At 66.0% G+C, this 24,907-nt stretch carries 30 protein-coding genes; 9 read left to right on the top strand and 21 right to left on the bottom strand.

Features of this window, described 5'->3' with window-relative positions; translation table 11 throughout:
- A complete protein-coding gene (gene purQ / locus HTS88_RS18460; protein ID WP_174180964.1) occupies positions 1-789 on the top strand; it encodes a phosphoribosylformylglycinamidine synthase subunit PurQ in 789 nt (262 codons plus the stop codon).
- A complete protein-coding gene (gene purL, locus HTS88_RS18455) occupies positions 786-3,095 on the top strand; it encodes a phosphoribosylformylglycinamidine synthase subunit PurL (RefSeq protein ID WP_174180962.1) in 2,310 nt (769 codons plus the stop codon). The genes purQ and purL overlap by 4 nt, the downstream gene beginning before the upstream one ends.
- Positions 3,096-3,225: 130 nt before the next feature.
- On the opposite strand, the gene HTS88_RS22250 is transcribed toward purL, so the two are convergent.
- From HTS88_RS22250 to HTS88_RS18430, 6 genes are all read right to left on the bottom strand, one after another.
- Positions 3,226-3,510: a hypothetical protein gene (locus HTS88_RS22250; RefSeq protein ID WP_246256456.1), complete on the bottom strand. Its 285-nt coding sequence runs from the start codon at positions 3,508-3,510 to the stop codon at positions 3,226-3,228.
- A 68-nt stretch (positions 3,511-3,578) separates the two neighbouring features.
- Entirely contained in the window at positions 3,579-4,034 is a 456-nt protein-coding gene (locus HTS88_RS22245) for a hypothetical protein (protein ID WP_246256455.1), read from the bottom strand.
- A gap of 128 nt (positions 4,035-4,162) precedes the next feature.
- Positions 4,163-4,456: a DUF503 domain-containing protein gene (locus HTS88_RS18445; RefSeq protein WP_174180960.1), complete on the bottom strand. Its 294-nt coding sequence runs from the start codon at positions 4,454-4,456 to the stop codon at positions 4,163-4,165.
- 75 nt (positions 4,457-4,531) lie between these two features.
- Positions 4,532-4,849: an antibiotic biosynthesis monooxygenase gene (locus HTS88_RS18440; RefSeq protein ID WP_174180958.1), complete on the bottom strand. Its 318-nt coding sequence runs from the start codon at positions 4,847-4,849 to the stop codon at positions 4,532-4,534.
- Positions 4,846-5,400, bottom strand: a complete 555-nt coding sequence (locus HTS88_RS18435) for a DUF1990 domain-containing protein (RefSeq protein WP_174180956.1) — start codon at positions 5,398-5,400, stop codon at positions 4,846-4,848. Before HTS88_RS18435 ends, HTS88_RS18440 begins: the two co-directional genes overlap by 4 nt.
- Positions 5,393-5,809, bottom strand: a complete 417-nt coding sequence (locus HTS88_RS18430) for an MmcQ/YjbR family DNA-binding protein (RefSeq protein WP_174180954.1) — start codon at positions 5,807-5,809, stop codon at positions 5,393-5,395. The genes HTS88_RS18435 and HTS88_RS18430 overlap by 8 nt, the downstream gene beginning before the upstream one ends.
- A 45-nt stretch (positions 5,810-5,854) precedes the next feature.
- Here HTS88_RS18430 and HTS88_RS18425 point away from each other — a divergent pair, with 45 nt between their 5' ends.
- Positions 5,855-6,883 carry an isopenicillin N synthase family dioxygenase gene (locus HTS88_RS18425; protein ID WP_174180952.1) on the top strand — a complete coding sequence of 343 codons (1,029 nt, stop codon included), beginning with the start codon at positions 5,855-5,857 and terminating at the stop codon, positions 6,881-6,883.
- 13 nt (positions 6,884-6,896) lie between these two features.
- Here the strand turns inward: HTS88_RS18425 and HTS88_RS18420 are convergent, their stop codons facing one another.
- The 6 genes from HTS88_RS18420 to HTS88_RS18395 all read right to left on the bottom strand — a co-directional run bounded on the left by HTS88_RS18420 (position 6,897) and on the right by HTS88_RS18395 (position 12,262).
- Entirely contained in the window at positions 6,897-7,322 is a 426-nt protein-coding gene (locus HTS88_RS18420) for a CoA-binding protein (RefSeq protein ID WP_174180950.1), read from the bottom strand.
- Positions 7,323-7,401: 79 nt separating this feature from the next.
- Positions 7,402-8,259: a hypothetical protein gene (locus tag HTS88_RS18415; RefSeq protein ID WP_174180949.1), complete on the bottom strand. Its 858-nt coding sequence runs from the start codon at positions 8,257-8,259 to the stop codon at positions 7,402-7,404.
- Positions 8,256-8,804: an RNA polymerase sigma factor gene (locus HTS88_RS18410; protein ID WP_174180947.1), complete on the bottom strand. Its 549-nt coding sequence runs from the start codon at positions 8,802-8,804 to the stop codon at positions 8,256-8,258. The genes HTS88_RS18415 and HTS88_RS18410 overlap by 4 nt, the downstream gene beginning before the upstream one ends.
- A gap of 286 nt (positions 8,805-9,090) precedes the next feature.
- Positions 9,091-9,456: a YegP family protein gene (locus tag HTS88_RS18405; RefSeq protein ID WP_174180945.1), complete on the bottom strand. Its 366-nt coding sequence runs from the start codon at positions 9,454-9,456 to the stop codon at positions 9,091-9,093.
- A gap of 197 nt (positions 9,457-9,653) precedes the next feature.
- Positions 9,654-10,943 carry an adenylosuccinate synthase gene (locus HTS88_RS18400; RefSeq protein ID WP_174180943.1) on the bottom strand — a complete coding sequence of 430 codons (1,290 nt, stop codon included), beginning with the start codon at positions 10,941-10,943 and terminating at the stop codon, positions 9,654-9,656.
- A gap of 257 nt (positions 10,944-11,200) precedes the next feature.
- Positions 11,201-12,262 carry a M14 family zinc carboxypeptidase gene (locus HTS88_RS18395; protein ID WP_174180941.1) on the bottom strand — a complete coding sequence of 354 codons (1,062 nt, stop codon included), beginning with the start codon at positions 12,260-12,262 and terminating at the stop codon, positions 11,201-11,203.
- Between the two features lie 327 nt (positions 12,263-12,589).
- Between HTS88_RS18395 and HTS88_RS18390 the strand changes: the two genes are divergently transcribed.
- Positions 12,590-13,231, top strand: a complete 642-nt coding sequence (locus HTS88_RS18390) for a uracil-DNA glycosylase family protein (RefSeq protein ID WP_174180939.1) — start codon at positions 12,590-12,592, stop codon at positions 13,229-13,231.
- Between the two features lie 127 nt (positions 13,232-13,358).
- On the opposite strand, the gene HTS88_RS18385 is transcribed toward HTS88_RS18390, so the two are convergent.
- From HTS88_RS18385 to HTS88_RS18375, 3 genes are all read right to left on the bottom strand, one after another.
- Positions 13,359-13,781 (bottom strand): DUF3151 domain-containing protein, encoded by a 423-nt coding sequence (locus tag HTS88_RS18385; RefSeq protein WP_104188186.1) that lies wholly within the window; start codon positions 13,779-13,781, stop codon positions 13,359-13,361.
- Positions 13,782-14,801, bottom strand: coding sequence for a class II fructose-bisphosphate aldolase (fbaA, locus tag HTS88_RS18380; RefSeq protein ID WP_028272257.1), 1,020 nt, complete (start codon positions 14,799-14,801; stop codon positions 13,782-13,784).
- A gap of 69 nt (positions 14,802-14,870) precedes the next feature.
- Entirely contained in the window at positions 14,871-15,590 is a 720-nt protein-coding gene (locus HTS88_RS18375) for a TrmH family RNA methyltransferase (RefSeq protein WP_217432724.1), read from the bottom strand.
- A 70-nt stretch (positions 15,591-15,660) separates the two neighbouring features.
- Between HTS88_RS18375 and HTS88_RS18370 the strand changes: the two genes are divergently transcribed.
- Positions 15,661-16,491 (top strand): HAD-IIA family hydrolase, encoded by an 831-nt coding sequence (locus HTS88_RS18370; RefSeq protein WP_229666440.1) that lies wholly within the window; start codon positions 15,661-15,663, stop codon positions 16,489-16,491.
- A gap of 8 nt (positions 16,492-16,499) precedes the next feature.
- On the opposite strand, the gene HTS88_RS18365 is transcribed toward HTS88_RS18370, so the two are convergent.
- The 4 genes from HTS88_RS18365 to pyrE all read right to left on the bottom strand — a co-directional run bounded on the left by HTS88_RS18365 (position 16,500) and on the right by pyrE (position 19,836).
- Complete coding sequence (locus HTS88_RS18365) at positions 16,500-17,540, bottom strand: alpha/beta fold hydrolase (protein WP_174180933.1); 1,041 nt, start codon at positions 17,538-17,540, stop codon at positions 16,500-16,502.
- Between the two features lie 83 nt (positions 17,541-17,623).
- On the bottom strand, positions 17,624-18,244 hold the full coding sequence (locus HTS88_RS18360; RefSeq protein WP_174180931.1) for a hypothetical protein: 621 nt from the start codon (positions 18,242-18,244) through the stop codon (positions 17,624-17,626).
- A 111-nt stretch (positions 18,245-18,355) separates the two neighbouring features.
- On the bottom strand, positions 18,356-19,123 hold the full coding sequence (locus tag HTS88_RS18355) for a GAF and ANTAR domain-containing protein (RefSeq protein WP_174180929.1): 768 nt from the start codon (positions 19,121-19,123) through the stop codon (positions 18,356-18,358).
- 128 nt (positions 19,124-19,251) lie between these two features.
- Positions 19,252-19,836 carry an orotate phosphoribosyltransferase gene (pyrE, locus tag HTS88_RS18350; protein ID WP_174180927.1) on the bottom strand — a complete coding sequence of 195 codons (585 nt, stop codon included), beginning with the start codon at positions 19,834-19,836 and terminating at the stop codon, positions 19,252-19,254.
- 74 nt (positions 19,837-19,910) lie between these two features.
- On the opposite strand from pyrE, the gene nadE reads away from it, so the two are divergent.
- The gene (gene nadE, locus HTS88_RS18345) at positions 19,911-20,765 is read left to right on the top strand and encodes an ammonia-dependent NAD(+) synthetase (RefSeq protein ID WP_174180925.1); all 855 of its coding nucleotides are present in this window, start codon (positions 19,911-19,913) and stop codon (positions 20,763-20,765) included.
- Between the two features lie 3 nt (positions 20,766-20,768).
- Here the strand turns inward: nadE and HTS88_RS18340 are convergent, their stop codons facing one another.
- Positions 20,769-21,566 carry an IclR family transcriptional regulator gene (locus HTS88_RS18340; RefSeq protein ID WP_174180916.1) on the bottom strand — a complete coding sequence of 266 codons (798 nt, stop codon included), beginning with the start codon at positions 21,564-21,566 and terminating at the stop codon, positions 20,769-20,771.
- Between the two features lie 176 nt (positions 21,567-21,742).
- Here HTS88_RS18340 and HTS88_RS18335 point away from each other — a divergent pair, with 176 nt between their 5' ends.
- The 3 genes from HTS88_RS18335 to HTS88_RS18325 are packed head-to-tail and all read left to right on the top strand — an operon-like array spanning position 21,743 to position 24,367.
- Positions 21,743-22,474 (top strand): CoA transferase subunit A, encoded by a 732-nt coding sequence (locus HTS88_RS18335; RefSeq protein ID WP_174180914.1) that lies wholly within the window; start codon positions 21,743-21,745, stop codon positions 22,472-22,474.
- A 34-nt stretch (positions 22,475-22,508) separates the two neighbouring features.
- Positions 22,509-23,180, top strand: a complete 672-nt coding sequence (locus HTS88_RS18330) for a CoA transferase subunit B (protein WP_174180912.1) — start codon at positions 22,509-22,511, stop codon at positions 23,178-23,180.
- Positions 23,177-24,367: an acetyl-CoA acetyltransferase gene (locus HTS88_RS18325; RefSeq protein ID WP_174180910.1), complete on the top strand. Its 1,191-nt coding sequence runs from the start codon at positions 23,177-23,179 to the stop codon at positions 24,365-24,367. Before HTS88_RS18330 ends, HTS88_RS18325 begins: the two co-directional genes overlap by 4 nt.
- Positions 24,368-24,378: 11 nt before the next feature.
- Here HTS88_RS18325 and HTS88_RS18320 read toward each other — a convergent pair whose 3' ends face one another.
- Positions 24,379-24,888, bottom strand: a complete 510-nt coding sequence (locus HTS88_RS18320; protein WP_246256458.1) for an ankyrin repeat domain-containing protein — start codon at positions 24,886-24,888, stop codon at positions 24,379-24,381.
- Positions 24,889-24,907 lie beyond the last annotated feature (19 nt).

Here is a 24,907-nt window from a genome sequence, read left to right as displayed (position 1 = left end):
ATGACTGAACTCCCCCTGATCGGAGACGCCCCCGGCGACGCTGCAGTGGCCAGCAGGCTCGCCGGCGCCCGGATCGGCGTCGTCACGTTCCCCGGCACCCTTGATGACCGCGACGCCGCCCGCGCCGTCCGCCTAGCCGGCGGCACCGCCGTCGAACTCTGGCACGCCGACACCGAACTCGGTGACGTGGACGCCGTGGTTATTCCCGGCGGGTTCTCCTACGGTGACTACCTCCGTGCCGGAGCCATTGCACGCTTTGCGCCGCTGATGTCCAGGATCATCGACGCCGCCAACTCCGACGCCAAGCTGCCGGTGCTCGGTATCTGCAACGGCTTCCAGATCCTCACCGAATCCCACCTGCTGCCCGGCTCGATGATCAAGAACGACCACTTGAAGTTCATGTGCCGCGACCAGGTCCTGCGCGTCGAGAACAGCAACACCGCCTGGACCCTGGACTACATAGCGGGCCAGGAGATCACCATCCCGCTGAAGAACCAGGACGGCCAGTACATCGCCGACGACAAGACCCTGGACGCCCTTGAGGCCGAGGGCCGCGTGGTGTTCCGCTACGTTGGCTTCAACCCGAACGGCTCCCGCCGGGATATCGCGGGCATTTCCAACGCAGCCGGCAACGTGGTGGGCCTCATGCCGCACCCCGAGCACGCCGTGGAGGTCGGCTTCGGCCCCGAGACTGTTGTGTCCCGTGAGACGGGTATCGCCGGGTCCGACACCGACGGCCTCGGTTTCTTCACCTCCGTCCTGAACAAGATTGTGGGAGGCGCCAAGTGACCACGGAAACCACCAAGAAGTTCAACATCGACACGGTCGAAAACGCGGCCAAGACCCCGGACGTCGAGCTCCCCTGGGCCGAACTGGGCCTGAAGCAGAATGAGTTCGACGAGGTCGTCAAGGTCCTGGGCCGCCGCCCCACCGGCGCCGAGCTAGCAATGTACTCCGTGATGTGGAGCGAGCACTGCTCCTACAAGTCCTCCAAGAACCACCTGCGCCAGTTCGGCCAGAAGGTCACGGAGGAAATGAAGAAGGACATGCTGGTGGGCATCGGCGAAAACGCCGGCGTGACCAACCTTGGGGACGGCTGGGCCGTAACCTTCAAGATCGAGTCGCACAACTCGCCGTCGTTCGTTGAGCCCTACCAGGGCGCGGCCACCGGCATCGGCGGCATTGTCCGCGACATCATCTCCATGGGCGCCCGCCCCGTTGCCGTGATGGACCCGCTGCGCTTCGGCGCCATCGACCACCCGGACACTGCACGCGTCATGCACGGCGCCGTCGCAGGCATCGGCGGGTACGGCAACTCCCTGGGCCTGCCCAACATCGGCGGCGAAATGGTCTTCGACTCCGTGTACCAGGGCAACCCGCTGGTGAACGCACTGGCTGTCGGCGTCATGCGGCACGAGGATATCCGCCTGGCCAACGCCTCCGGCAAGGGCAACAAGGTGGTCCTGTTTGGTGCCCGCACCGGCGGCGACGGGATCGGCGGCGCCTCCGTGCTGGCCTCCGAGTCCTTCGACGACACCAAGCCGTCCAAGCGCCCCGCGGTACAGGTGGGCGACCCCTTCGCCGAGAAGGTCCTCATCGAATGCTGCCTTGAACTGTTCAAGGGTTCCCTCGTTGAAGGCATCCAGGACCTCGGCGCTGCAGGTATCTCCTGCGCCACGTCGGAGCTGGCCTCCAACGGCGACGGCGGCATGCAGGTTGAGCTGACTTCCGTCCTGCTCCGCGACCCCACCCTGACCCCGGGCGAGATCCTGATGTCCGAGTCGCAGGAACGCATGATGGCCGTGGTAACCCCGGAGAACGTGGAAGCGTTCGAGGCCGTCATGGACAAGTGGGCCGTGGAGTACTCCTGGCTCGGTGAAGTGACCGATACCGGCCGCCTCATCATCACATGGGAAGGCGAGGTGATCGTCGACGTCGATCCCCGCACCGTGGCACACGACGGACCGGTCTACGACCGCCCGTACGCCCGCCCCGAGTGGCAGGACCGCGTGCAGGCTGACACCTTCACCGGCTCTGTCCAGGACGCCGGCCGGCCCGCTGCCCCCGCAGAACTGGCCAAGGCCGTCACCGAGCTGGTGGCATCGCCGAACATGTGCTCCAAGGACTGGATCACCAACCAGTACGACCGCTACGTGGGCGGCAACACCGCCATGGCATTCCCCGATGACGCCGGCGTGGTCCGCGTCGACGAGGAAACCGGCCTGGGCGTGGCCCTCGCCACCGACGCCAACGGCCGCTACACCTACCTCGACCCGTACCACGGCGCGCAGCTGGCCCTGGCCGAGGCGTACCGCAACGTGGCCACCGCGGGTGCCGTACCCATGGCCGTCAGCGACTGCCTGAACTTCGGTTCCCCCGAGGACCCGGACGTCATGTGGCAGCTCGCCGAGGCCATCCGCGGCCTGTCCGACGCCTGCATGGTGCTGGGCATCCCGGTCACCGGCGGCAACGTGTCCCTGTACAACCAGACGGGCACCACGCCCATCCACCCCTCCCCCGTGGTGGCGGTCCTGGGCAAGCTCGACGACGTTGCCCGCCGTACGCCGTCGGGCTGGCGTGAAGACGGCCAGGCCATCTACCTGCTGGGCACCACGGGCGCCGAGCTGGACGGCTCCGAGTGGGCGAACATGCGCGGCCACCTGGGCGGGCAGCCGCCCAAGGTTGACCTTGAGGCCGAACGCGCGCTGGGCGAGATCCTGATCAACGCATCACGCGACGGCATGATCGACTCGGCCCACGACCTGTCCGAAGGCGGCCTTGCGGCAGCCCTGGTGGAGTCCTCGCTGCGCTACGGCGTCGGCGCCCGGATTGCCCTGCAGGACGTCCTGGACCGCGACGGTGTGGACCTGTTCACGGCGCTGTTCTCCGAATCCCAGGGCCGCGCCATTGTTGGGGTCCCCCGTTCGGAGGAAGTCCGCTTCACGGACATGTGCACCGCCCGCGGCTTCGCCCACACGCGTATCGGCGTGGTGGATGCGGCCAGCGGCACCCTGGAGATCAACGGCGTGGAGTCCCTGTCCCTGGACGCCCTCCGCGAAGCCCACGAAGGGACCCTGCCAAAGTACTTCGGCTAGGCACCCCACCCATCGATTGCTCCGTACCTGTCGTTTTGAACCCTCAGAACGGCAGGTGCGGGGGCCCACACCGGCGAGGGACCCGGCCTGAGCTTGCGAAGGCCGGGTCCCGGTGGGGAGCAATCGATGCTTAACGACCCGGTCGCCAGCCGGCCTGCACCAGCGCTGTGCGGACCTTGGAGACGGCCTGTTTCCCGTCGTCCATCATGTGGCGCTTGGAGATCCTGATTTCAGTCCATCCCAGGGCTGTGTAGCGCTCCGAGCGGGCAATGTCCCGCACGATCTGTCCTTCCTCGCCGTGGTGTTCACCCTCGTATTCGATCCCGATCCGGTATGTGCGGTAGCTCAGATCCGGTTCATGGTGCCGTTGGCCGGTGTTGTCGGTGATGGCGACGTTCAGCTCAGGTTCGGGCATGCCTGCCCGGATCAGCGCCAGCCGAAGCAGGGTTTCCTGGGGCGAATCCGAGCCCGCCCGGATGAGCTCTATGGCTTCTTTGGCCTTGCGGAGTCCAACATCTCCACCATGTCCAGCCAGGTGCGCGCAGGGGTGGTGACGGGGAGTCCGTCCACCATCATCACCTCGTCCTCAAAGAGCTTCATCCGGTGGACGATGACGTGCGGGCGCGCCAGATGCGCTGCGCCTTCGGGCCGGATGAGGTGGTAGACCTCGAGCCCTTCGTTCTGCCGCCGCTGCGGCAGACCATGGAGCTCCGCGGCGGTTGCATGCGATGCGGCGCATCGCGGGTTGACTTCGATGAAAGGCCGCACCCGGACGCTCAAGGGGAGTGCCGCCGTCGCGATTTCCATCCGGATGCCCCGGCCGAGACGCTCCATCGAACTGTGCCGCCAGCGGCGTGAGGACACTCCGGCCAGCGAGGCATCGACGAGGGTGAACGGGCGGCCGCGGAGCTCCTCCGGCAGGGGGCGTGGGGTCTTCATCGGTCCATGACACCAGAATGGACCGGAACACGCAGAAGTTATCCACATCCCCCATCGATTGCTGAGCAGGTGTCGTTTTGACGCCTGAAAACGACAATTACTCAGCAATCGATGGGTGGGGGCGGGGATTAGTCCTCGCTATGGTGGTCACGCTGCCGCGCACTGAGCAGTTCGAACTCCGGCCGGGCTGCCACAAAGCGTTCGACGGCGTCCAGCACCTCAATGAGATGGGCGCGGTCAGCCGCCACCAGCCCGGCGCCCACCTGCGAACGCCGGTACTGGTCTTGGTCCCCCACCTCGGCGACGGAGACATCGAAGCGCCGCCTGAGCTCTGCGAGCAGCGGCCTGATGACCGAGCGCTTTTCCTTGAGGCTTTGGACGTCGCCCAAGAGGATGTCGAATTCGATCCAGCCGATCCACATGCCTTCATGCTATCGACTGCTCCCTAACTGCCGTTTAGGAGGGCCAAAACGCCAGATACGGAGCAGTCGATGGGCTCAGATGGTGAGTTCGCCCATCCGGTCCCAGCCTTCGCCGTCGAACTGGCGGCTGATGATCCTGGGGGTTTCTGCCAGGGCCTGCGGCATGTCTGCCATGGCCTGCTTGAAGTGGGGGCTGTTGACGTGGTCGCCGGCGGCGTCGTCCTTGAAAGCTTCCACCAGGACGAACTCGTTGGGGTCGTCCACGCTGCGGGACCAGTCGAACCACAGGTTTCCCGGTTCCTGCCGCGTGGCCTGGGTAAAGCCGGCCACCAGGTCGAGCCAGCGCTCCGACCAGTCGGGCTTGACCTTGAACTTGACGACAATGAAGATCACGGGGGCATTCCTTCCGAGGCGAGAGTGCGTGCCCCTTCAATGTACCGGGACGTCACGTGGCGCTGTGCAGCACGGGTGACCAGTCCGCCGGCAGCGTAGAACCAGTTGGCTGGTTTGCTGAAGGCCCGGATCCGCAGGAACACCTCCCCGCGCCCGTTGATCTCCACTTCGAAGGATTCCTCGCCCCGGGCGGGATGCCCGGGCAACGTTCCGTAGCCAAATCCGGCTGACTGCGGAATCCGCTCCTGCGCAGGTTTCCTAACCCACACCACCTGGCATGGTGCGTTCAGCCGGAAAGGCCCGGCACCGAAGCCGCTGACCACCCGCACCCCCGGTGCCGCCACGGGTGAATCGGCACGGAAGCGGAGCCCCGCCCGACGCTGCAGTTCCCAGCCCAGGATGCCGGCGGCTACCCGCTGGTACACCGCCATCCCGCAACCCAGGAAGGCTTCCTCCAGGACCTCCGGGTAGCCCGCAGGGGCGGTGGCGCGCTGGGTGCTGCCGATCCCGGGATAGTTGAGCCCGCCCCGGGCCGGCCTTTTCTCAGCCACGTTCCGTACCAGCCGCTCCGCTCAGCCGGGCCCATCCCAGCTGCTCCTGCTGCCTCCGGCTCAGGCCTGCCACCACAAGGTCGTAGGAGTCCTCCACCATGTCCCTGACCATGTCGTCAGGCAGCGCCCCATCCAGCCGCACACCGTTCCAGTGGGTTTTGTTCATGTGCCAGGCCCCCGTGATTTCAGGATGCGCGGCACGGAGCTGTACCGCGAGGCCCGGCTCGCACTTGAGGTTCACGTAGCCGTCCGGGCTCATCGACGACAAGGCAAAGACCTTGCCCTGGGTCGGGGAACCGCCGGCACTGGAGGCGCGCACCTTGAAGACAGCGGTCTCCGGCCCGAAGGGGTAATCCTCGTAGGCGCCCGGGAATGAGAGGCAAACTTTCCGCAGTGCGTCGGGGTCCATCCAGGAAGCCTATAAAGCCAACGCGTCCGGTGCTAGTCTGCGAGGATGGCACGCGATCAGGGGCTGATACCTGTTCTGGACCTGGGCACGGCGCGGCAGGCCGACGGGTCCTTCAGCGCGGATTTCATCGAGCAGCTGCGGTACGCCACCCACAATGTGGGCTTCTTCCAGATCACGGGCTATGGCGCGGCCCCCGGCCAACCGGAACAGCTTCTGGACACCATCAGGCGCTTCTTCAGCCTTCCGCTCGAGGAGCGCCTGAAACTGGACAACCGGCTTTCACCACACTTCCGCGGCTACACCCGCATGGGCACCGAGGTCACCCAGGGAAAGGCAGACGCGCGGGAGCAGATCGACTACTCGCCCGAGCGGCAGCCCGTTAGGGACTATCCGGAGGACCAGCCGTTCTGGCTGCTGCAGGGCCCCAACCTCTGGCCCGATGAATCGTTCCCCGAGCTTCGCCCCGTGGCCATGGCCTGGGCTGAACTGATGTCATTGGTGGGGATGGAGCTGCTCAGGGGGATCGCCGTTTCCCTGCAGCTTCCTGAGGACTACTTCGACGAACCGTTCCAGGGGTCGCCGGCGTGGATGGGCAAGCTGGTGCACTATGTGGGCGGCGTGGTGGAGGCCGCTGGAGACCAGGGCGTGGGATCGCACGCAGACTACGGATTCGTCACGCTGCTGCTCCAGGACGACGTGGGCGGGCTGGAAGTCCTGCCGCCAGGTGCGGCAGCATGGGTTCCGGTGGAACCCCTCCCGGGGGCGCTGGTGGTGAACCTCGGCGAAATGCTTGAGGTGGCCACGGAAGGCTACCTGGCGGCCACCATCCACCGGGTACAGGCACCGCCGCCGGGGGTGGACCGGTACTCCGTTCCGTTTTTCTGGTCTCCGCGGCTCGACGCGGTAATCCACCCTGTGCCGCTGCCGCCGGAGCTGAAGGCGGCAGCGAGGGGAATCACGGATGATCCGGCGAACCCCCTGCTGGCCTCGTTTGGAATGAACATGTTGAAAGGCAGGATGCGGGCGCACCCGGATGTCACGGAGCGGCACTATCCGGAGCTGCTGAAGAGCTAAGGCTGAAAGCCTGTCAGAGATTGAACTTCCATGCCTGCTGCGCCGGACAGCTGTCCATCACAACGTCCAGCCCCGCGTCCTTGGCCCGTTTGGCTGCCGCCTCATCGACGACCCCCAGCTGCATCCATACCGCCTTCGCGCCTACCGCGATCGCCTGGTCCACGACGGCACCAACTTTCTGGGAATTCACAAAGCAGTCCACGACGTCGATGGGCAGCTTGGCGGCCGGGATGTCCAGGAGGCTGCGGTACCCGGGTTCGCCGTGGACAGGGTTGCCGGGCAGGTTGACGGGGATGATTTCCATGCCCAGCCGGTCGCGGATGAACAGCGAAGTATCGAACGCGGCCCGCCATTCGTTGGTGCTCAGGCCGACAATGGCCCAGCGTCCTTTGGTGCGCATCAGGCGTTCTATGACTGCAGGATCGTTCGTGTGGCCCATGGGTTCAGCCTACGCGGAGGCAGCGGCGGCAAGCGTGCACCCCGCTGCGCAGCGTCCCCAACCTCTCACGTCAGTAAAGCTAGCGGACGAACTTGTCCCGCCACTTGGCCCCGGGGACAGGGTTATCTGCGGCGGCTGCGCCGGCTCCCTGGCCTGATGGTCCCTGTCCGGCTGTTCCCGGCACACCGGGAGCATCCACTGGCGGTTGTCCTGGGTTGTCCGGATGGCTCCCGTTGCGGTGCCCGGCATCAGGCCCACGGGTGTGTTCCGGCGCTGCTGCCGCGTCGGCTTCTGCGGCCTCTTTCCGTTCCGTGGTCCCGTCCTGTCCGTCGGCCGCGGGACCTTCGCCGGGTTCCTGCCCGCCCTGGCCGGGCAAAGGGACAGCTGTGGCCTGCCCGGACTCCTCCGCAGGCTGCGTCTCCACCGGCGGTTCACTGCCAGGGGCGGTGCCGCCCGCCGGCCCGCCGTTATCCTGCGCAGCGTCGTTGCTGCCATCCTGGAGCGGTCCGGGCGCGGCGGCCTGGGGTGTCCGGATAGTCCAGGAGGGGGACCAGTCCTCAAGCAGCTGCTGGACTGAGGGGCTGCCGGTATGGGCAGGATTGGCGGAGCTGGCTGCCACGGTGCCAACTCCCATCCCCATGCCCGCCACCAGTGCCAGCCCGACGACGGTGGGCCGGTGCGCGCGCAGCCGGCGGCGCCGCCCGGGTTCGTCGTTCGGGGTGCCTTCCGCCGTATCGCTGCCTTGCGCGTCCGTCCCGGGTGCGCAGAGACCGGCGGCCAGCAGGGCAGCCAGCTGTCCCGTGGGAGCCGGCACGGGAAGGTCCGCCAGGGAACCGACTGCCAGGAGGGTCCGGCGCAGGCCTGCGTCCTGCCCAAAGCCCGCCTCAAGGAGCAGTTCCTCCACAGTGTCCGCTGTGTGGGGCGCCTGTGGTGTCATGGCTTAAGGTATTCCTTCACATCCGCAAGTTCCCGGAGCTTGAGGAGCGCCCGGCGCTGTAGCTGTTTGACGGCGCCCTCGCTCTTGCCCATGGCTTCCGCGGACTGCTCCACGGTAAGTCCAGCCACGAGGCGGAGGGCCAGTACCTCGCGCTGGTCCTGCGGCAGCGCATCCAGCAGGCCAAGGACCTCCTGCGGTGCTATCCGCTCCAGCGCTTCCGTTTCCGCCGACGAATCCTCGCGCCTGTCCAGCTCAGGTTCGAACGGGAGCTTGGCGGGAGTACGGCTCTGGCGCCGGTAGTCGTCCACCATGCGGGCATGGGCCACCGAAAAGATGAATGTGCGCAGCCCGGCGGCTCCCCCGTGCACCGAGCCAAGGCGCGGCAGGACGGAGAGGAACACTTCCTGCATGGCCGCCTCCGGATCCTCGACTCCCCGGGCCGTCAGATAGCCCAGGACCTGTGATGCATACGTCCGGTAGACAACGCTGAACACCGCTGTCCCGGCGGGGCCGTCCAGGGCCTCGTCTGTCAGGGCATCAGTCACGGACGCGGAGCTTTCGGTCAAAGATGGGGTGTGATTGCGCGGAGAGGCCGTCCGGCATGCGGAACGCCTTTTCCCCGCCCCACTTTACCGCCGAGTAACCACCGCCGAGGACCGCCACGCGTATGCTGCCGGTCCGACAAGGCAGCTGCCCCTGCCGTCGGAAAGTGAAAGAGCCGGCCTGGAACGTGATGGGGGACAAGTTCCAGGCCGGCGCTACATAGGGGTAATCGCCGCAGGCACGTAAAGGGTTACGCGCCACCGAAAAAACTTTGAAAACTTTTTCGGGTCAGCGGACCGAGGCGGTCCAGCGGGGCCGGGTGCCCTGCCGCCGCGGGCCCTTGGCGAGAACAAAGGTGTGCCCTCCGGCGGGGACGCGCTGGTCGTCGCACTCGGTCCGTGGTGCAGCCGTGGCCGGTTCCTCCGCCGGAGCAGGGACGCGGGCGGGTGCCTGGCGGGTTGCGGCCCCGGGGGTGGAACAAAGATCGGTGACCAGACCTGTACCGGCGCACTCCCGGACGGCGGCGATGCCGGCAGCGAGGGCGGCCTTGTCCTGGTACGGGCCGGATACGGCCATGACTGCGCCGTCAGGGGCCAGGAGCCGGAACCTGAAAGACGAATCAGAGTCCACAAATGCCTCGAATTTCCCGGCCATGGCAAGTCCTTCCTCGCAGTCACAGGGTGTACAAACGAGTCTCGCGGGCTTCCCGGCAGCCTCACAAGACCAACCACGTTAACCCTGTGTAAATTGCCGCAGGACCCTCCCGCCGGGCGGACGCAAGCGGCGGGACACCCTTGCAAAGGTGCCCCGCCGCCGTCGTAATTTCCTGCTTCTACCCGATCACGGACCGGTCAGTCGTTGATGAGGTCGTTCACCACGATGGTCTGGTCCCGGTCTGGGCCCACGCCGATGGCGGAGAAGCGCGTCCCGGACAGCTTCTCGAGCGCCAGGACGTAGTTGCGCGCGTTTTCCGGGAGGTCCGCGAGGGTGCGGGCGCCGGTGATGTCCTCGGTCCAGCCCTCGAAGTACTCGAAAATCGGTACGGCGTGGTGGAACTCGGTCTGCGTCATGGGCATTTCATCGTGCCGGACGCCGTCGACGTCGTAGGCCACGCAGACAGGGATCTGCTCGATGCCGGTGAGCACGTCCAGCTTGGTGACGAAGTAGTCCGTGAAGCCGTTGACCCGCGATGCGTGGCGGGCCAGGACGGCGTCATACCAGCCGCAGCGGCGGGGGCGTCCGGTGTTGACGCCGAACTCTCCGCCGGTCTTCTGGAGGTACATGCCCATCTCGTCAAAGAGTTCCGTGGGGAACGGCCCGGCACCAACGCGGGTGGTGTAGGCCTTGATGATGCCGATGGAGCGTGAAATGCGGGTAGGCCCGATCCCCGACCCAACGGACGCGCCGCCGGCGGTAGGGTTGGAAGAGGTCACGAACGGGTAGGTGCCGTGGTCCACGTCCAGGAACGTTGCCTGGCCGCCCTCCATCAGGACCACCTTGCCCTCGTCCAGGGCGGTGTTCAGGACAAGCGTGCTGTCGATGACCAGCGGGCGGAGCCGTTCGGCGAAGGACAGGAAGTACTCCACGATCTCATCCACCACGACGCTGCGGCGGTTGTAGACCTTGACCAGGAGTTCGTTCTTTTGGCGGAGGGAGCCTTCCACCTTCTGCCGGAGGATGGATTCGTCAAAGACGTCCTGCACGCGGATGCCCAGCCTGGCCACTTTGTCCATGTAGGCCGGACCGATGCCGCGGCCGGTGGTGCCGATGGCGCGGCTGCCGAGGAAGCGCTCGGTGACCTTGTCCAGGACCTGGTGGTAGGGGGCCACCAGGTGGGCGTTGGCGGAAACGCGGAGCTTTGAAGTGTCGGCGCCGCGTGCCTGCAGGCCGTCGATTTCCTGGAAGAGGGCCTCGAGGTTGACCACGCAGCCGTTGCCGATGATGGGGACCGCGTTGGGGCTGAGAATGCCTGCCGGCAGCAGTTTGAGTTCGTACTTTTCACCGCCTACGACGACGGTGTGCCCGGCGTTGTTGCCGCCGTTCGGCTTGACGACGTAGTCAACACGGCCGCCGAGCAGGTCGGTGGCCTTGCCTTTTCCTTCGTCGCCCCACTGGGCTCCTACGATCACAATTGCTGGCATGGGATCCTCCCCCATTCGTTCGGGCTGCCAGGTTCCGGCCACACTGTGGCGGTCCTGCGCAGCGCCGTTCATGAGAATGCCCCGAATGTACCGGCTGTCACTGGTCCGATGGCGGCACAGCGACGCAAGAGTTCCGGGGCCCTTACCACCCAAGTTTAGCCGATGGGCGACTTTGTCCACTCGTTGGTCCGCCGCGGCCCTTCCCGCAGCGCGGGCTGCTGCAGGAAGGGACCGCGGCGGAGCGTCAGCGTGGGCCGCTATTCGTCGTCGGCTTCCTCACCCGGGCGGGAGGTCTGGGTGGCGAGGCTGTCCCAGAAGGAGGTGTCGGCGTCGGCGATTGAACCGTCAGCGATGGCGGCGGCGGTGGCGGTCAGCGTGGTGACGGTCTGCTTGATCAGGTAGCCGTTACTGCGCAGCCCCAGGGCGTAGCCGTCCAGGTAGTGGTCGGACATGCCGCGCATCTCGAAGAGCAGCGTCGCAATGCCGTACTCCACGGCGATGCCGTTGCGGCTGATGGTCTCGGCGCTGCCGCCCACGTACTTGCCCAGGTGGCCCCAGCCGGTGGAGTCGACATTGTCGAAGACCACCGCGCCCAGCTGCTTGGACTTCTGCACCACTGCCGGATCGGCGTTGGGCGTGGTGGGGTACAGGATCGAGCCGGACACCAGCTTTCCGTCACGTTCACTGCGCGTGCCCTGGTGGTGGAGGTCGATCATGTAGTCCACCTGGTACTTGCGCATCACGTTGTTGTGCAGCGCCTGCGTTTCAGGCTGGACCTTGGCCACGTGGTCCCTGTTGAGGTCCACTTCCTCGGCGTTGTAGCGGGTCATGTTGCGGTCGCCCTTGGCCAGGTAGTCGTCCAGGGAGAAATTCACGTCCCCCATCGCACCGTCGGCGTTAAGCATGGGAACAACGAGGATGTTCACGCCGTCAAGGATGTCCCCTGACTTGCCGGTGCCCAGGTGCTTGACGAATTCCAGGGCGCCCTCGGTGGTGAGCTGTTCGTTGCCGTGCTGCTGAGTCAGGTAGAGGATGGTGGGGTTGGCGGGGTCCGAAATGTACTTGACCAGGTGGATGTCCCGGCCCTTGACCGTTTGGCCAATGACTTCCAGCTCCATGGCGGGCTGGCGGGCGTCCTGGTCTTTGAGGAACGCAACCATCTGGTCGTAGGTGGCAAGCTTCGATGTGGTGATCTGGCCGTTGCCGTCGTAATTGGGGCCTTCGCCGACGGCAAGGGCCGGCGCCGGGACGGTCACTGCCGCCAAAGCCAGCGCTCCGGTTAGTGCCAGGGTCCTGAAGGTTGCCAGGGTTTTTCTCACGGTGCGGTACCTCTTTCGAGTGCATAGGGTGTGTCCAGCCAGCGGTGATCCCCCATATGCCGGCTGTGACAAAAGCCAACCAACCTGAACGAATGCTGTCAATGGACGTGACAGGAATCTGCAGTCAGTTATTACGTTGCGAAACCCTGCCGACCGCGTTTATTGGTTGCCCTGGACCGGCGTTTCGTTTCGCGGGGCTTGCTAAACTGGGAAAGGCCGACCAGGAATCGGCCCACCCCAACTAACCGCCGTTGATGAGCTGTGCCGTCGTGCGCCCATTTTCACCGGCGGAAGCAACAACAATCCCCGCAGGAGATCAAGCACTACATGACAGCCCTGGCACCCGAATCTTTCCATGAGCAACTCCTGAGCCGCCGCTACGAACCCAACGTCGCGGCCGTCAATGAACTGTGCGATTCCCTGCAGGACGCCAAGCCCGGCACCGTAGTGCCCTACGTTGACCCCATGCACGATGTGGACGAGTGCCGCATCATCAGCCTGTACTCGAACATCGGCGAGGCTGACAAGTCCGGGTTCATCACCCCCGGGGACCACGATGCCGTGACCCGGATGCTCGGCATCCAGTGGAAGCTGGGCCTGCGTCCCGAATTCGTGATGCCGTGGAACGTCCACCCGTGGCACCTCCCGGGAGAGCCCAACGGAAAGTTCACCCCGGACCAGATCTCCGCCGGCCTCAAGCCGCTCCTGAAGTTCCTGGCGCTGGTTCCCCGCGCGTCGGTGATCGTTGCGCACGGCACCGAGGCCAACCGCCTCGCCAACCTGCTGCTGAAGACCGAAGTTCCGCTGCTGTGGCGCCGCGGCCTGAAGACCTACAAGGTGCGTTCCCTCAGCGGCCGTGCGTTCGCCGGTTCGCCCGCCCGCCAGGAGGAGTACCTCGAGGACATGCGCGTGGCCTACACCGACGCCATGGCACGTACGGGCCTGCAGAAATCCCCATCCGCGCCCTAACCCCGCAAGTCAGCGCCGGCCCCCTGCGGACGTGGGCCCATGCCACCAGAATCACCGCTTACGACGGCGGCAGGTCACCCTTTCTCCAAAAGGTGACCTGCCGCCGTCGTACTTTATTCAGTGCTTGCTATTTCGCCTCGATGGCAGCCTTCGCCGACGGGTCGGAGTCGTTCAGGAACTTCTCGATCCGCTCAGGCTCCTCCGCCTCGCCGATGGCGGCGGAGGCCCGGCCCAGCGAGTACAGGGCCCGCAGGAACCCCCGGTTGGGCTCGTGCTCCCACGGGATGGGCCCCACGCCCCGCCAGCCGTTGCGGCGCAGCGAGTCCAGTCCCCGGTGGTAGCCCACCCGGGAGTAAGCGTAGGAATCGATGGTGCGCCCTTCCGCCCAGGCCTCCTCGGCCAGCACGGCCCACAACAGCGAGGATGTGGGGTGCTTGGCCACGAGGTCCAGGGCCTCCTGGCCCGCGTCAAGCTGCTCGTAGACCTCGGTCTCGGCAGGCAGGAGCGTAGGTTCCGGGCCCATCAGGTTCCGGCGGAACTCGTCCGACATCTAGAAGGTCTTTCCGGCCGAACCGAGCTGCTTGGTGGCTTCCACCACGCGGGCTGCCAGGCCGGCTTCGGCGGAGGCGCCCCAGACGCGCGGGTCGTAGGTCTTCTTGTTGCCGACCTCGCCGTCGACCTTCAGGACGCCGTCGTAGTTCTTGAACATGTGGTCGGCCACCGGACGCGTGTAGGCGTACTGGGTGTCGGTGTCGATGTTCATCTTGATGGTGCCGTAGGAGACTGCGTCGGCGATCTCCTGGTCCGAAGAGCCGGAGCCGCCGTGGAAGACGAGGTCGAACGGGCTGTCCTTGCCGATCTTGGCACCCACCTGGGCCTGGATGTCCTTCAGGATCTCCGGACGGAGCTTGACGCCGCCGGGCTTGTAGACGCCGTGGACGTTGCCGAAGGTGAGGGCCGTGATGTAGCGGCCGTTCTCGCCGGCGCCCAGTGCCTCGATGGTGGCCAGGGCGTCTTCCACCGTGGTGTAGAGCTTCTCGTTGATCTCGTTCTCAACGCCGTCTTCCTCGCCGCCCACGGTGCCGATTTCGACCTCAAGGATCATCTTGGCGGCAGCGGTGCGCTCCAGCAGTTCACGGGCGATGCGCAGGTTTTCCTGCAGGGTCTCGGCGGAGCCGTCCCACATGTGCGAGTTGAAGATCGGGTTGCGGCCGGCCTTGACCTCAGCCTCGGAGGCAGCGAGCAGGGGCAGGACAAAGCCGTCCAGCTTGTCCTTGGGGCAGTGGTCCGTGTGCAGGGCGATGTTGACGCCGTAGTTCTTGGCGACTTCGCGGGCGAACGCCGCGAAGCCCAGGGAACCGGCAACCATATCCTTGGTGGAGGCGCCGGACCAGTAGGCCGCACCGCCGGTGGAGACCTGGACGATGCCGTCGGACTCGGCTTCGGCGAAGCCGCGCAGGGCCGCGTTCAGCGTCTGCGAGGACGTCACATTCACGGCCGGGAATGCGAAGCCGCCCGCCTTTGCGCGGTCGATCATCTCGGAGTAGATCTCTGGGGTTGCAATGGGCATGCTGACTCCTATGCTGAGGTTCGTCTGTGGGCTGGTAACCCTGGAGTACCGCTTACGGCTAGCACCATCCTAGTCATTTACGCCCAAAGAGTGTTCCGGATTACGCCCCACGTGCTGGTTGAACACGTGCCGGCGCACCCAGGCGTGCATGGCGATGGCCGCGGCGGAAGCAGCGTTGATGGACCGGGTGGAGCCGAACTGCTCGATGGACAGGGTGGCTTCGGCGGCCTCGTGGACCTCCGGCGTCAGCCCGGGTCCTTCCTGGCCGAACACCAGGACGCAGTCCCGGGGCAGTTCGTAGGTCTCGAGCGGAACCGAATCGGGGAAGATGTCGATCCCGATGATCGCCAGCCCTTCCGCCTGCGCCCAGGCCACAAAGTCCTCCACCGTGGGGTGGTGGCGGACGTGCTGGTAGCGGTCGGTGACCATGGCGCCCCGCCGGTTCCACCGCCGTCGTCCGATGATGTGCACTTCCTTCGCGAGGAACGCGTTGGCGGTGCGCACCACCGTGCCGATGTTCAGGTCGTGCTGCCAGTTCTCGATGGCGACGTGGAAGTTGTGGCGCCGCGAGTCCAGTTCCGCCACGATCGCCTCGTGCTTCCAGTACCGGTACTTGTCCAGCACGTTGCGGCGGTCGCCGTCGGCAAGGAGATCGGGATCCCAGTGGTCCCCTTCCGGCAATTCACCCTCCCAGGGCCCGACGCCGACCTCCGCCTTTTCAGCGTGCGTCTCCGCGGGCCCGGGCTCCGCGGGAGTCTCCCCGGGTTCTGCCTGCGGTTCGGATGTCATGCCGGGCGTCTGGTTCACCCCTCAACACTAGACTGGACCACTGGAGCATTCATCACCCGTGGAGGTAGACGTGGCAGAAGCAGACCAGGTAGCAGGAAACCCGGCGGTATACCGCAGCGGCCAGGAGATCGAGTGCTGGCTCACGGACATGGACGGTGTCCTGGTCCACGAGAACCAGGCAGTGCCCGGCGCCGCCGAGCTCATCCAGCGCTGGGTGGACACGTCCAAGCGCTTCCTGGTGCTCACCAACAACTCCATTTTCACCCCCCGCGACCTGGCCGCCAGGCTGCGCGCGTCCGGCCTGGAGGTCCCGGAAGAGAACATCTGGACCTCGGCCCTGGCCACCGCCCAGTTCCTGAAGAACCAGGTGGAGGGTTCCGGATCAGGGAACCGCGCCTACACCATCGGTGAGGCAGGACTTACGACGGCGCTGCACGAGGCAGGCTTCATCCTCACCGACCAGGACCCGGACTTCGTCGTGCTCGGGGAAACCCGCACGTATTCCTTTGAGGCAATCACCATGGCCATCCGCCTCATCCTGGCCGGGGCCCGCTTCATTGCCACCAACCCGGACGCCACCGGGCCGTCCAAGGACGGCCCCATGCCGGCCACCGGAGCCATCGCGGCGCTGATCACCAAGGCAACCGGACGCGAGCCTTACATTGTGGGCAAGCCCAACCCGATGATGTTCCGCTCGGCCATGAACCAGATCGATGCCCACTCTGAAACCACGGCGATGATCGGGGACCGGATGGACACGGACATCATCGCGGGCATGGAAGCCGGCCTGCACACCGTCCTGGTCCTGACCGGCATCACCCAGCGCGACGACATCGGTTCATACCCGTTCCGGCCCAACCAGGTCCTGAACTCCGTGGCCGACCTGAAGAACCAGATCTAGCAGGGGCGCTAGAAGACTGTCACCCGGGATCCGCCGCGGGGCAGCGGGAAGTGCTCGTCCAGCAGCTGTTCAAGGACCGGCCGGTACACGTTGGGGTTCCATCCGGGGCTTGCGTGGGCCGGCCTGGCGCCTTCGGTATGAAGGCTGCTCGAGACCATGTTCGCCTTGAACGCCACGGCCCAGGCCTCCACCGCTGTCTGGTAGCGGACTGTGCGGTCCCGGGGGTTGCCGATGTACGCCATCTTGGCACTGCCCAGCTTGCCGGCGAACCTGCTGCCGTCGAAGTGGTAGATGTAGGCCGATTCGGACTGGATCAGCAGGCTTGAGGGGGCAATCGGGGACAGCTGTTCGAGGGTCTGGTCCAGGATCTGCCGCCAGCTCCGCTCGTCCTTGTGGATGACCCGCTCCCCAAGCTCATACCCTCCACGAAGGGTCGACGGGAACCGGAAGCCCCGCTCGTACAGGAACACCACGCCGTCGAACCAGCTCTGGTCCAGGACATCGTGCTTGCTGTAGGGACTTGAGTCCAGCACGATGAACTGAACCTCCACACCGTGGATTTCCAGGAGCCGTGCAGCAACCTGGGTGGCCACCATCCCGCCGAAACTGTGGCCGTAGAAGAACAGCTTCGTGAGTTTCCGCGCCCGGACATGCTCGATGACGGCAATGACGATGTCGTCAATATCCAGGCCCTGGTTGGAGTAACCCACCGCAGCCAGCTGTGCCCGCTTGTTCAGGGCCCCGCGGAGCGAGTTGAGGATCCACTGCGATTCCTCCCAGCTGGTCTTGTATCCGGGGAACAGGAACCAGCTGGCGTCCGGGTAGTAGGTGTCGGCGAAGTCGTCAGCAACAGTGAGGATCCGGTCCGTGCGGCGCTGTGCCTGCACCTGCCGGGTCAGCAGCATGTCTGCCGCGAGCAGTCCGGCAGCACCCGTGCCCGCCAGGAATCCGCGCCGTGAGAACTGTTTAAGGGCAGCACCTTCTGCCAGCAGCCTGGCCCCAGGGATCCCGGGCCGGCCCTGCGGACTTACCTCCCCCTCATACGGCACGCCTCTACCGTAGGCATACCCGAAGACGCTGCCGCAAGAATCCGGGTGTAACCATTGAGTGACGCCCGGTCAGCCGGCACCCCTCAACTGGCCGCCTGGCCCTCCGAGGCAGTCAGGGGAACCGAGTCCTCCTGCCGGCGCCGCCGGAACTCCAGGCCGATGTCGTTATACCGGCCCAGCAGGTCCGGCCCGGCAAAGGCTCCGGGAGTGTCCAACAGGGCGAAAATCCAGTCGCTGGCAGTCAGCAGTTCCGCATCCGAGTACTCCTCCAGCGGCCGGCCGCACAACTCTTCCAGGCGGCCGGTGGGCACCAGTGGATACCCGTCGGCGAAGTCCTCTCCGTCCTCCGTTATGTCGGTGAGGATGTCGATGAGTGCCAGCGGCTGCTGCGGGTCCGGCTGGGCGGCCCATTCTTCCGGGCCCGGGGAAAAAGCCAATGAAACCCCGCTGCCGTATATCCCCGGCAGCGTATCGCTATCGATGGCGTTCAGGTCGCTCCGGAGGCCGGCAAGGGCGGAGGACTCAACCTTCTCGGCCGCGGAGAGGTCAACGCGGACGTGGGAGCGGATTCCCATCCGGCGGACGCGACGGATGATGTGCACGAGTTCAGGGCGGGAGCTTTGGTTCAGGCTGCCCCTGATATCGATACGGACGACGTCGGCGGGGACATCAAGGTTAACGAATGCATTTAATGCGCGGTCCATAGGTACTCCAAAAGAGGGTGTCTATGGCCGACGGCTCAACCTCGGTAAGCGTAACCCCCCGCAGAAGCCCGGCACAACCCGTCAGTAACAAGGAAGTGGGCTGGTTGCCGGCTATGCGCTTTGGTCGGCCTGCCGCTTTCCGGGCTCCTGGAAGTGGGTGCGGCTTCCAACGCCTCCCACCGAGTCAACCAGGGACTTGGCAATGTCCCTGAGTTTGGTGTTGGTGTTGCTGGAGGCTTCGGTGAGGATGGCCACTGCGGCTTCCTGGCTGCACCTGTTCTGGGCCATCACGATGCCAATGGCGAGGTCGATGATGGTCCGGGACTCCAGGGTGGCGCGGAGGTTGGCGGCGCTGTCGGTGTGAAGGGAGAACCGCACAGCCAGGCGGAGCGCCTGGGAGATCTCGCGGGTGAACTCGCGCGCCCTCTTAACGGCACGTTCATCGAATTTGTGCGGGGCGTCCGAGTACAGGTTGAGCGCCGCCTTCGCCTCCCCGTGGAGGTTGAAAGGGAGGGACAGCACGGAGCGCAGCCCGTGGGAGGCAACGGCTGCAGCGTAGTCGGGGCCCCAGCGGTTCTCTTCAAACAGGTCCGGAACGTTGACTTCGCGTTCCTCCTTGGCCGCCGTGAGGCAGGGGCCCTGAGCGAGGGAGTACTGGATCTCATCCACTTCCCTGGCCGAATCGCTGCTCCAGCCGATGGTGGCGGCCTTCCGGTCGCGAAGGAGCGTGATGCCGCACAGTGCGTCGTCGCCGTCGCCGGCCATCTGGTGGGCGGAAAAACGCGCCAGTTCGTTGAGGAAGTCCTCGAAGTCGGCACTTTCCAAAATGAGGTTCTGGACCTGGTCGGTGGTGCTCAGGGGCTGTTCAGGGGGGAGCATGGTGCACGTTCTCCGTACGGGAAGAGGGGTTATCGCAAATGATAGAACAGCCCCGCGTTGCGGTCCAACGGGCCGGCGGCCGCCGCAGCCGGCCCGTCGGACCTAAGCACCGTGGTGACGAACGCGGCTCAGGACAGGCCGAGCTCGTCCTTGCCGAACGCGAACAGGTAGGGCACGCCGGCCTCGGCCTCGATCTTTTCCTTGGCTCCGGTGTCCCGGTCCACAATGACGGCCACGGCCACCACGTTGCCTCCGGCCTTCCGGACGCCTTCCACCGCCGTCAGCGCGGAGCCGCCTGTGGTGGACGTGTCCTCCAGCACCAGGACGTTGCGGCCCTCCACGGACGGGCCCTCCACCTGGCGGCCCATGCCGTAGGACTTCTGGGCCTTGCGGACCACAAACGCATCGACAGTCCGCCCGGCGTCCACGGCGGCATGCATCACCGCGGTACCAACCGGGTCCGCGCCCATGGTGAGCCCGCCGGCGCACTCAAAGTCGATGCCGGCGTCGTCCGCCAGGGCAAGCATCACGCGGCCCACCAGCCTGGAGGCCTCGTGGTGCAGCGTGATCCGGCGGAGGTCGATGTAGTAGTCAGCCTCGGCTCCGCTGGACAGGATTACCTTGCCGCGGACCACGGCGAGTTCCTTGATCAGTTCCAGCAGTCGGGCGCGGGCGGCTGCAGTATCCACTGCAGTGTCACTGGGGGAAGTCATGGTCTCCAGTTTAGTGCGGGCAAGCCGGTGTGGATGCTTGAGGCCCGTCGCCGCTGCTGGCTAGTCTGGACCATATGCGCGAACTCCAGGCAAAGATCATTGAGGAAATGGGCGTCCAGCCCCGGATCGACCCCGCCGGGGAGGTGCGCAAACGCGTCACATTCCTGAAGGACTACCTTAAGGCCACCCACACCAGGGGCTTCGTCCTGGGCATTTCCGGCGGACTTGACTCATCCTTGGCCGGGAAGCTGGCCCAGCTGGCGGTGGAAGAGCTCGAGGCCGAAGGGGTGGAGGCAAACTTCGTGGCGGTACGGCTGCCATATGGCGTCCAGCACGACGAGGAGGATGCCCAGGCCGCCCTGGATTTCATCCAGCCCAAGACCCAGTGGACGTTCAACATCTCGGCTGCCGTGGACGGGTTCGAGGATGAGTTCGAGAAGACCGTGGGCTCGGAAATCTCCGACTTCCACAAGGGGAACACCAAGGCACGCACCCGCATGATCGCCCAGTATGCCCTGGCGGGAGAGCATAACTACCTGGTCATCGGCACGGACCACGGCGCAGAGTCCGTGACAGGCTTCTTCACCAAGTACGGCGACGGCGGCGCGGACATCCTTCCCCTGTTCGGCCTTAACAAGCGGCAGAACCGTGCCCTGCTGGCCGAGCTCGGCGCCCCCGCCCGGGTCTGGGAAAAGGTGCCCACGGCGGACCTGCTGGACGACAGGCCGGGCCGCACCGACGAGGACGAACTCGGCCTGAGCTACGACCAGATCGACGACTACCTCGAAGGCCGGGACGTGCCTGAATCCGCGGCTGCGTCCATCGAGGAAAAGTACCTGCGCACGCGGCACAAGCGCACTGTTCCGGTCACCATCTTTGATACCTGGTGGAAGCACCAGGGTTCCACGGAGCCCCGCGCCGGGCTGTAGGGTTCAGCGGGCCGGGCGCCGCTTCTCCCCCGCTCCGCCCAGCTGCTGGGTGATGCGGTGCGCCTCGGCCATCAGGAGGCTGCCCAGTTCCGCCTGCCGCTCGGGCTTGAAGCGCGGCTCGATGCCTGTCAGCGAGAGCGCCCAGGCGGGCCTGCCGGAGGTATCGAACACCGCTGCGCCCATTCCCCAGCTCCCTTCCAGGACGAGGCCCGGATTAACCGAGTAGCCCGCCAGCCGGGCCTGGGCAAGGTTGGCCCGGACCCGCTCCACAGTGTGGGAGACGGCGAGGGAACCGGCATGCTCCGCCCAGCGGGCGAGCAGCTCTTCCTGCTCGGCTTCCGGTAGGAAGGCCATGATCGCCGCGCCCGCCGAGGCAATGCCGAGCGGGAAGCGCACCCCCTCGTGCAGGACGAAGGACCGCACCGGGAAACTGCCCTCCTCCCGCAGCAGGCACACGGTTTCGGAGCCGCGGCGGATGGAAAAGAAGGCGCTCTCGCCGGTGGCTTCGGCAAGCCGGCGGAGGCTGGGCCGGGCGATGTCCTCGAGGGGAAACCGCGCTGATGCCACCGATCCCATCAAAAGGATCTCCGGACCCAGCACCCAGTTGCCGGAGACGGCGTCGTGGTCCAGGAGCCCCTCCGAGGCTAGCGAGGAGAGGAGGCGGTGCACGGTGGGCCGGGTGAGGCCGGATTCCTTGACCAGGCCGGCGAGCGCCATGCCTTCCGCGCTCCGGCCCACGAGCCGTAACAACGCTGCAATCCGGCTCACCACCTGGGCTCCCTGCACTGGCATAGAGTTCATTTTTCCCCTTTAATGTCCACAATATGGATGGGCCCTATCGTACCGTCCACAGTGTGAAAGGGCCCCTATTTGGGTCATTTGATGCGTCTTGACACCCCGTTCAATCCCTCATAGTGTCCACTTCCAGACTCCTTGTCCACAAAGTGGATAAGGCCGGATGCTCGATGAGGAGAGTCATGACAAAGCTTCAGTCCACTGCCGCTACTGCCTTGGAGGACGTCCTGCGGGACGGCATGACACTCGCTGTGGGCGGGTTCGGCCTCAGCGGGATCCCCGCGGATCTGATAGAGGCCGTCCGGGACTCCGGAGCGAAGGACCTGACGGTGGTCTCGAACAACATGGGCGTGGACGGCAAAGGCCTGGGCATCCTCATCGATGCGGGCCAGGTGCGCAAGGTCATCGCCAGCTATGTTGGGGAGAACAAACTGTTTGCCGAACAGTACCTGGCCGGCCGGCTGGAGGTGGAGTTCACCCCGCAGGGCACCCTGGCAGAACGGCTCCGCGCCGGCGGAGCCGGCATCCCCGCTTTCTACACCAGGACCGGAGTGGGCACCCTCGTTGCCGAAGGCAAGCCGCACGAGGTGTTCGACGGCGAAACGTACGTCCGCGAGCGCGCCATCCGCGCCGACGTCGCGCTTGTCCATGCGCACACCGCAGACACGGACGGAAACCTTATCTACCGCTACACCGCCCGGAACTTCAATCCCGTCGTTGCCACCGCCGGTCTCCTGACCATCGCCGAAGCCGAAGTGATTGTGGAACCGGGCAACCTGGATCCCAACCACATCGTCACCCCCGGCGTGTATGTGCAGCGACTGGTGCAGGCCCGGGACCGGGTCAAGGACATTGAGCAGCGTACGGTGCGTCCGGCTTCACGCCGTACAGCGGCTGAAGCCGTGCCGGCCTGACCCTCCCCCCTACTTACCGACAAAGGAGAACCCCATGGCCTGGACCAGGGATGAAATGGCCGCGATTGCGGCCGAGGAACTGAACGACGGCGACTACGTGAACCTGGGCATCGGCATCCCAACGCTGGTGGCCAACAACCTGCCGGACGGCGTCCGCGTGGTCCTGCAAAGCGAGAACGGGCTGCTGGGTATGGGCCCCTTCCCTTACGAGGGCGAGGAGGACGCGGACCTGATCAACGCCGGCAAGCAGACGGTCACCGTACTCCCGGGCGGCAGCATCTTCGACTCCGCCACCTCGTTCGGCATGATCCGCGGCGGCCACGTGAAGGTTGCCATCCTGGGCGCCATGCAGGTGTCCGGAGCGGGCGACCTGGCCAACTGGACCATCCCCGGCAAGATGGTCAAGGGCATGGGCGGGGCCATGGACCTGGTGGCCGGAACCCCGCGCGTGGTGGTCCTTACCGAGCACAATGCCAAGGACGGCACGGCCAAGATCGTGACGGAGTGCACCCTGCCGCTCACCGGGCTGAACTGCGTGGACCGGATCATCAGCGACCTCGCGGTGTTTGACCTGGTCAAGGACGACGACGGCAGGCGGCAACTCACCCTCACCCGCCTGGCACCCGGGGTCACCGTGGAGGAGATCCGGGAGAAGACCGGAACAGGGTTCACCGTGGAACTGGACAACAAGGAAGTGGCGGCATGAGCCTGCAGGAACAGTTCGGAAAGGACGTCCTGCTCACCGGCTGGGGGCACAGCCGCTTCGGCAAGCTGGCGGACGAGACCCTGGAGTCACTGATCGTCCAGGTGGCCACCGAGGCCATTGCCGGCGCGGGTATTGAGCCCGGGCAGATCGATGAAATCTACGTGGGCCAGTTCAACTCCGGCATGATGCCCCTCGCCTTCCCGTCCTCGCTGGCGCTGCAGGTCTCGCCGGACCTGGCCAACGTTCCCGCCACGCGGGTGGAGAATGCCTGCGCCTCAGGGTCCGCCGCGTTCCAGCAGGGCACGAAATCGCTGCTCGCGGGCACGGCGAGGACGGTGCTGGTGATCGGCGCCGAGAAGATGACGCATGCCGGGGCCGACGTCGTAGGGGCCGGGCTGCTGGGTGCGGACTACGACATGGCCGGCAAAGCATCCACCACCGGCTTCACCGGGCTCTTCGCCGAGGTGGCCAAGCACTACGGGAAGCGGTACGGCGACGGGAACCTGGGTGACGTCCTGGGCTCCATCGCCGCGAAGAACCACCGTAACGGCGTGGACAACCCCTATGCCCAGCTCCGCAAGGACCTCGGCGAGGAGTTCTGCCGCACCGTGTCGGACAAGAACCCCATGGTTGCCGATCCCCTGCGCCGCACCGACTGCTCCCCCGTGTCCGACGGCGCCGCCGCCGTCGTGCTGTCCGTGTCCCCTACGGGAGGCGCCACTGCCCCGGTCCGCCTCGCCGGGTTCGGCCAGGCCAACGACTTCTTTCCGGCGGCCCGCCGGGACCCGACCGCTTTCGCCGCCACCCGCGTGTCCTGGCAGCGCGCGCTGGGGATGGCCGGCGTCGAACTGGCGGACCTGGACTTCGCCGAAGTGCACGACTGCTTCACCATCGCCGAACTGCTCATGTACGAGGCCATGGGCCTGACCGCGCCGGGCCAGGGAGCCCGGGCCATCGACGAAGGCTGGGTCTTCAAGGACGGCAAGCTGCCCATCAATGTCTCGGGCGGGCTGAAGGCCAAGGGCCACCCGGTGGGCGCTACAGGAGTGTCACAGCACGTCATCTCGGCGATGCAGCTCACCGGAACCGCCGGCGGCATGCAGCTTGCCACCCCCCGCCGGGCCGCAGTCCAGAACATGGGCGGAGTGGGCATCGCCAACTACGTGAGCATCCTCGAGGCCGTCTAGACCGGGCAGTTTTAGCTGCGGGACCGGATCAGGGCCGCGATCTCCGCGAAACCCAGCCGCTCCGAATTCTGGAGGGCGGTTCGGCCCTTCGGATCGCGGATGTCCGGGTCGGCACCGGCCTCCAGGAGCAGGCGCACCACCTCCAGCTGCCGCGGGCCGCCGTTGTTGAGCAGGATGGCCTCCTGCATTGCCGTCCAGCCCAGGTTGTTGACGTGGTTCACGGGCACCCCGGCCGCGATCAGGATCTGCACCGTCTCCACGTGGCCGTGCTCGCTGGCGGGAATCAGGGCCGTCCCGCCGTAGCGGTTGGTGCTGGCAACATCCGCACCCGCCGCCAGTGTCAACCGGAGTACCTCATTGAAGCCTTCGGCTCCGGCAAAGAGATACGCGGAGTCCTGGATGGCGTCCCTGGCGTTGACGTTGCCGCCCCGCCCGATCAGCCCGGCAACCAGTGGCGCGTTGTTTGCCTTGGCGGCGGCAATAAGTTCCCGGTCAAGCTGCGCCTGTTCCGTGGCGGACAGTGCCGGTGGAGGTGCCGGG

Source organism: Pseudarthrobacter oxydans (assembly GCF_013314975.1).
GTDB lineage: Bacteria > Actinomycetota > Actinomycetes > Actinomycetales > Micrococcaceae > Arthrobacter > Arthrobacter oxydans.
Note: the sequence above shows the minus strand (reverse complement) of the source record. Positions and strands in the feature narration are given on the sequence as shown.

What these genes read in the sequence shown, in the direction of transcription:
- HTS88_RS18330 (WP_174180912.1), top strand. Translation starts at nt 22,509, where the DNA reads ATGGCCTGGACCAGGGATGAAATGGCCGCGATTGCGGCCGAGGAACTG.
- HTS88_RS18405 (WP_174180945.1), bottom strand. Translation starts at nt 9,456, where the DNA reads ATGGCCGGGAAATTCGAGGCATTTGTGGACTCTGATTCGTCTTTCAGG.
- HTS88_RS18390 (WP_174180939.1), top strand. Translation starts at nt 12,590, where the DNA reads ATGACAGCCCTGGCACCCGAATCTTTCCATGAGCAACTCCTGAGCCGC.
- HTS88_RS18335 (WP_174180914.1), top strand. Translation starts at nt 21,743, where the DNA reads ATGACAAAGCTTCAGTCCACTGCCGCTACTGCCTTGGAGGACGTCCTG.
- nadE (WP_174180925.1), top strand. Translation starts at nt 19,911, where the DNA reads ATGCGCGAACTCCAGGCAAAGATCATTGAGGAAATGGGCGTCCAGCCC.
- HTS88_RS18420 (WP_174180950.1), bottom strand. Translation starts at nt 7,322, where the DNA reads ATGGGCCACACGAACGATCCTGCAGTCATAGAACGCCTGATGCGCACC.
- HTS88_RS18430 (WP_174180954.1), bottom strand. Translation starts at nt 5,809, where the DNA reads ATGGACCCCGACGCACTGCGGAAAGTTTGCCTCTCATTCCCGGGCGCC.
- HTS88_RS18360 (WP_174180931.1), bottom strand. Translation starts at nt 18,244, where the DNA reads ATGGACCGCGCATTAAATGCATTCGTTAACCTTGATGTCCCCGCCGAC.
- HTS88_RS18375 (WP_217432724.1), bottom strand. Translation starts at nt 15,590, where the DNA reads ATGACATCCGAACCGCAGGCAGAACCCGGGGAGACTCCCGCGGAGCCC.
- HTS88_RS18445 (WP_174180960.1), bottom strand. Translation starts at nt 4,456, where the DNA reads ATGTGGATCGGCTGGATCGAATTCGACATCCTCTTGGGCGACGTCCAA.
- fbaA (WP_028272257.1), bottom strand. Translation starts at nt 14,801, where the DNA reads ATGCCCATTGCAACCCCAGAGATCTACTCCGAGATGATCGACCGCGCA.
- HTS88_RS18425 (WP_174180952.1), top strand. Translation starts at nt 5,855, where the DNA reads ATGGCACGCGATCAGGGGCTGATACCTGTTCTGGACCTGGGCACGGCG.
- pyrE (WP_174180927.1), bottom strand. Translation starts at nt 19,836, where the DNA reads ATGACTTCCCCCAGTGACACTGCAGTGGATACTGCAGCCGCCCGCGCC.
- HTS88_RS18325 (WP_174180910.1), top strand. Translation starts at nt 23,177, where the DNA reads ATGAGCCTGCAGGAACAGTTCGGAAAGGACGTCCTGCTCACCGGCTGG.
- HTS88_RS18400 (WP_174180943.1), bottom strand. Translation starts at nt 10,943, where the DNA reads ATGCCAGCAATTGTGATCGTAGGAGCCCAGTGGGGCGACGAAGGAAAA.
- HTS88_RS18385 (WP_104188186.1), bottom strand. Translation starts at nt 13,781, where the DNA reads ATGTCGGACGAGTTCCGCCGGAACCTGATGGGCCCGGAACCTACGCTC.
- HTS88_RS18340 (WP_174180916.1), bottom strand. Translation starts at nt 21,566, where the DNA reads ATGAACTCTATGCCAGTGCAGGGAGCCCAGGTGGTGAGCCGGATTGCA.
- purQ (WP_174180964.1), top strand. Translation starts at nt 1, where the DNA reads ATGACTGAACTCCCCCTGATCGGAGACGCCCCCGGCGACGCTGCAGTG.
- HTS88_RS18355 (WP_174180929.1), bottom strand. Translation starts at nt 19,123, where the DNA reads ATGCTCCCCCCTGAACAGCCCCTGAGCACCACCGACCAGGTCCAGAAC.
- HTS88_RS22245 (WP_246256455.1), bottom strand. Translation starts at nt 4,034, where the DNA reads ATGAAGACCCCACGCCCCCTGCCGGAGGAGCTCCGCGGCCGCCCGTTC.
- HTS88_RS22250 (WP_246256456.1), bottom strand. Translation starts at nt 3,510, where the DNA reads ATGCCCGAACCTGAGCTGAACGTCGCCATCACCGACAACACCGGCCAA.
- HTS88_RS18415 (WP_174180949.1), bottom strand. Translation starts at nt 8,259, where the DNA reads ATGACACCACAGGCGCCCCACACAGCGGACACTGTGGAGGAACTGCTC.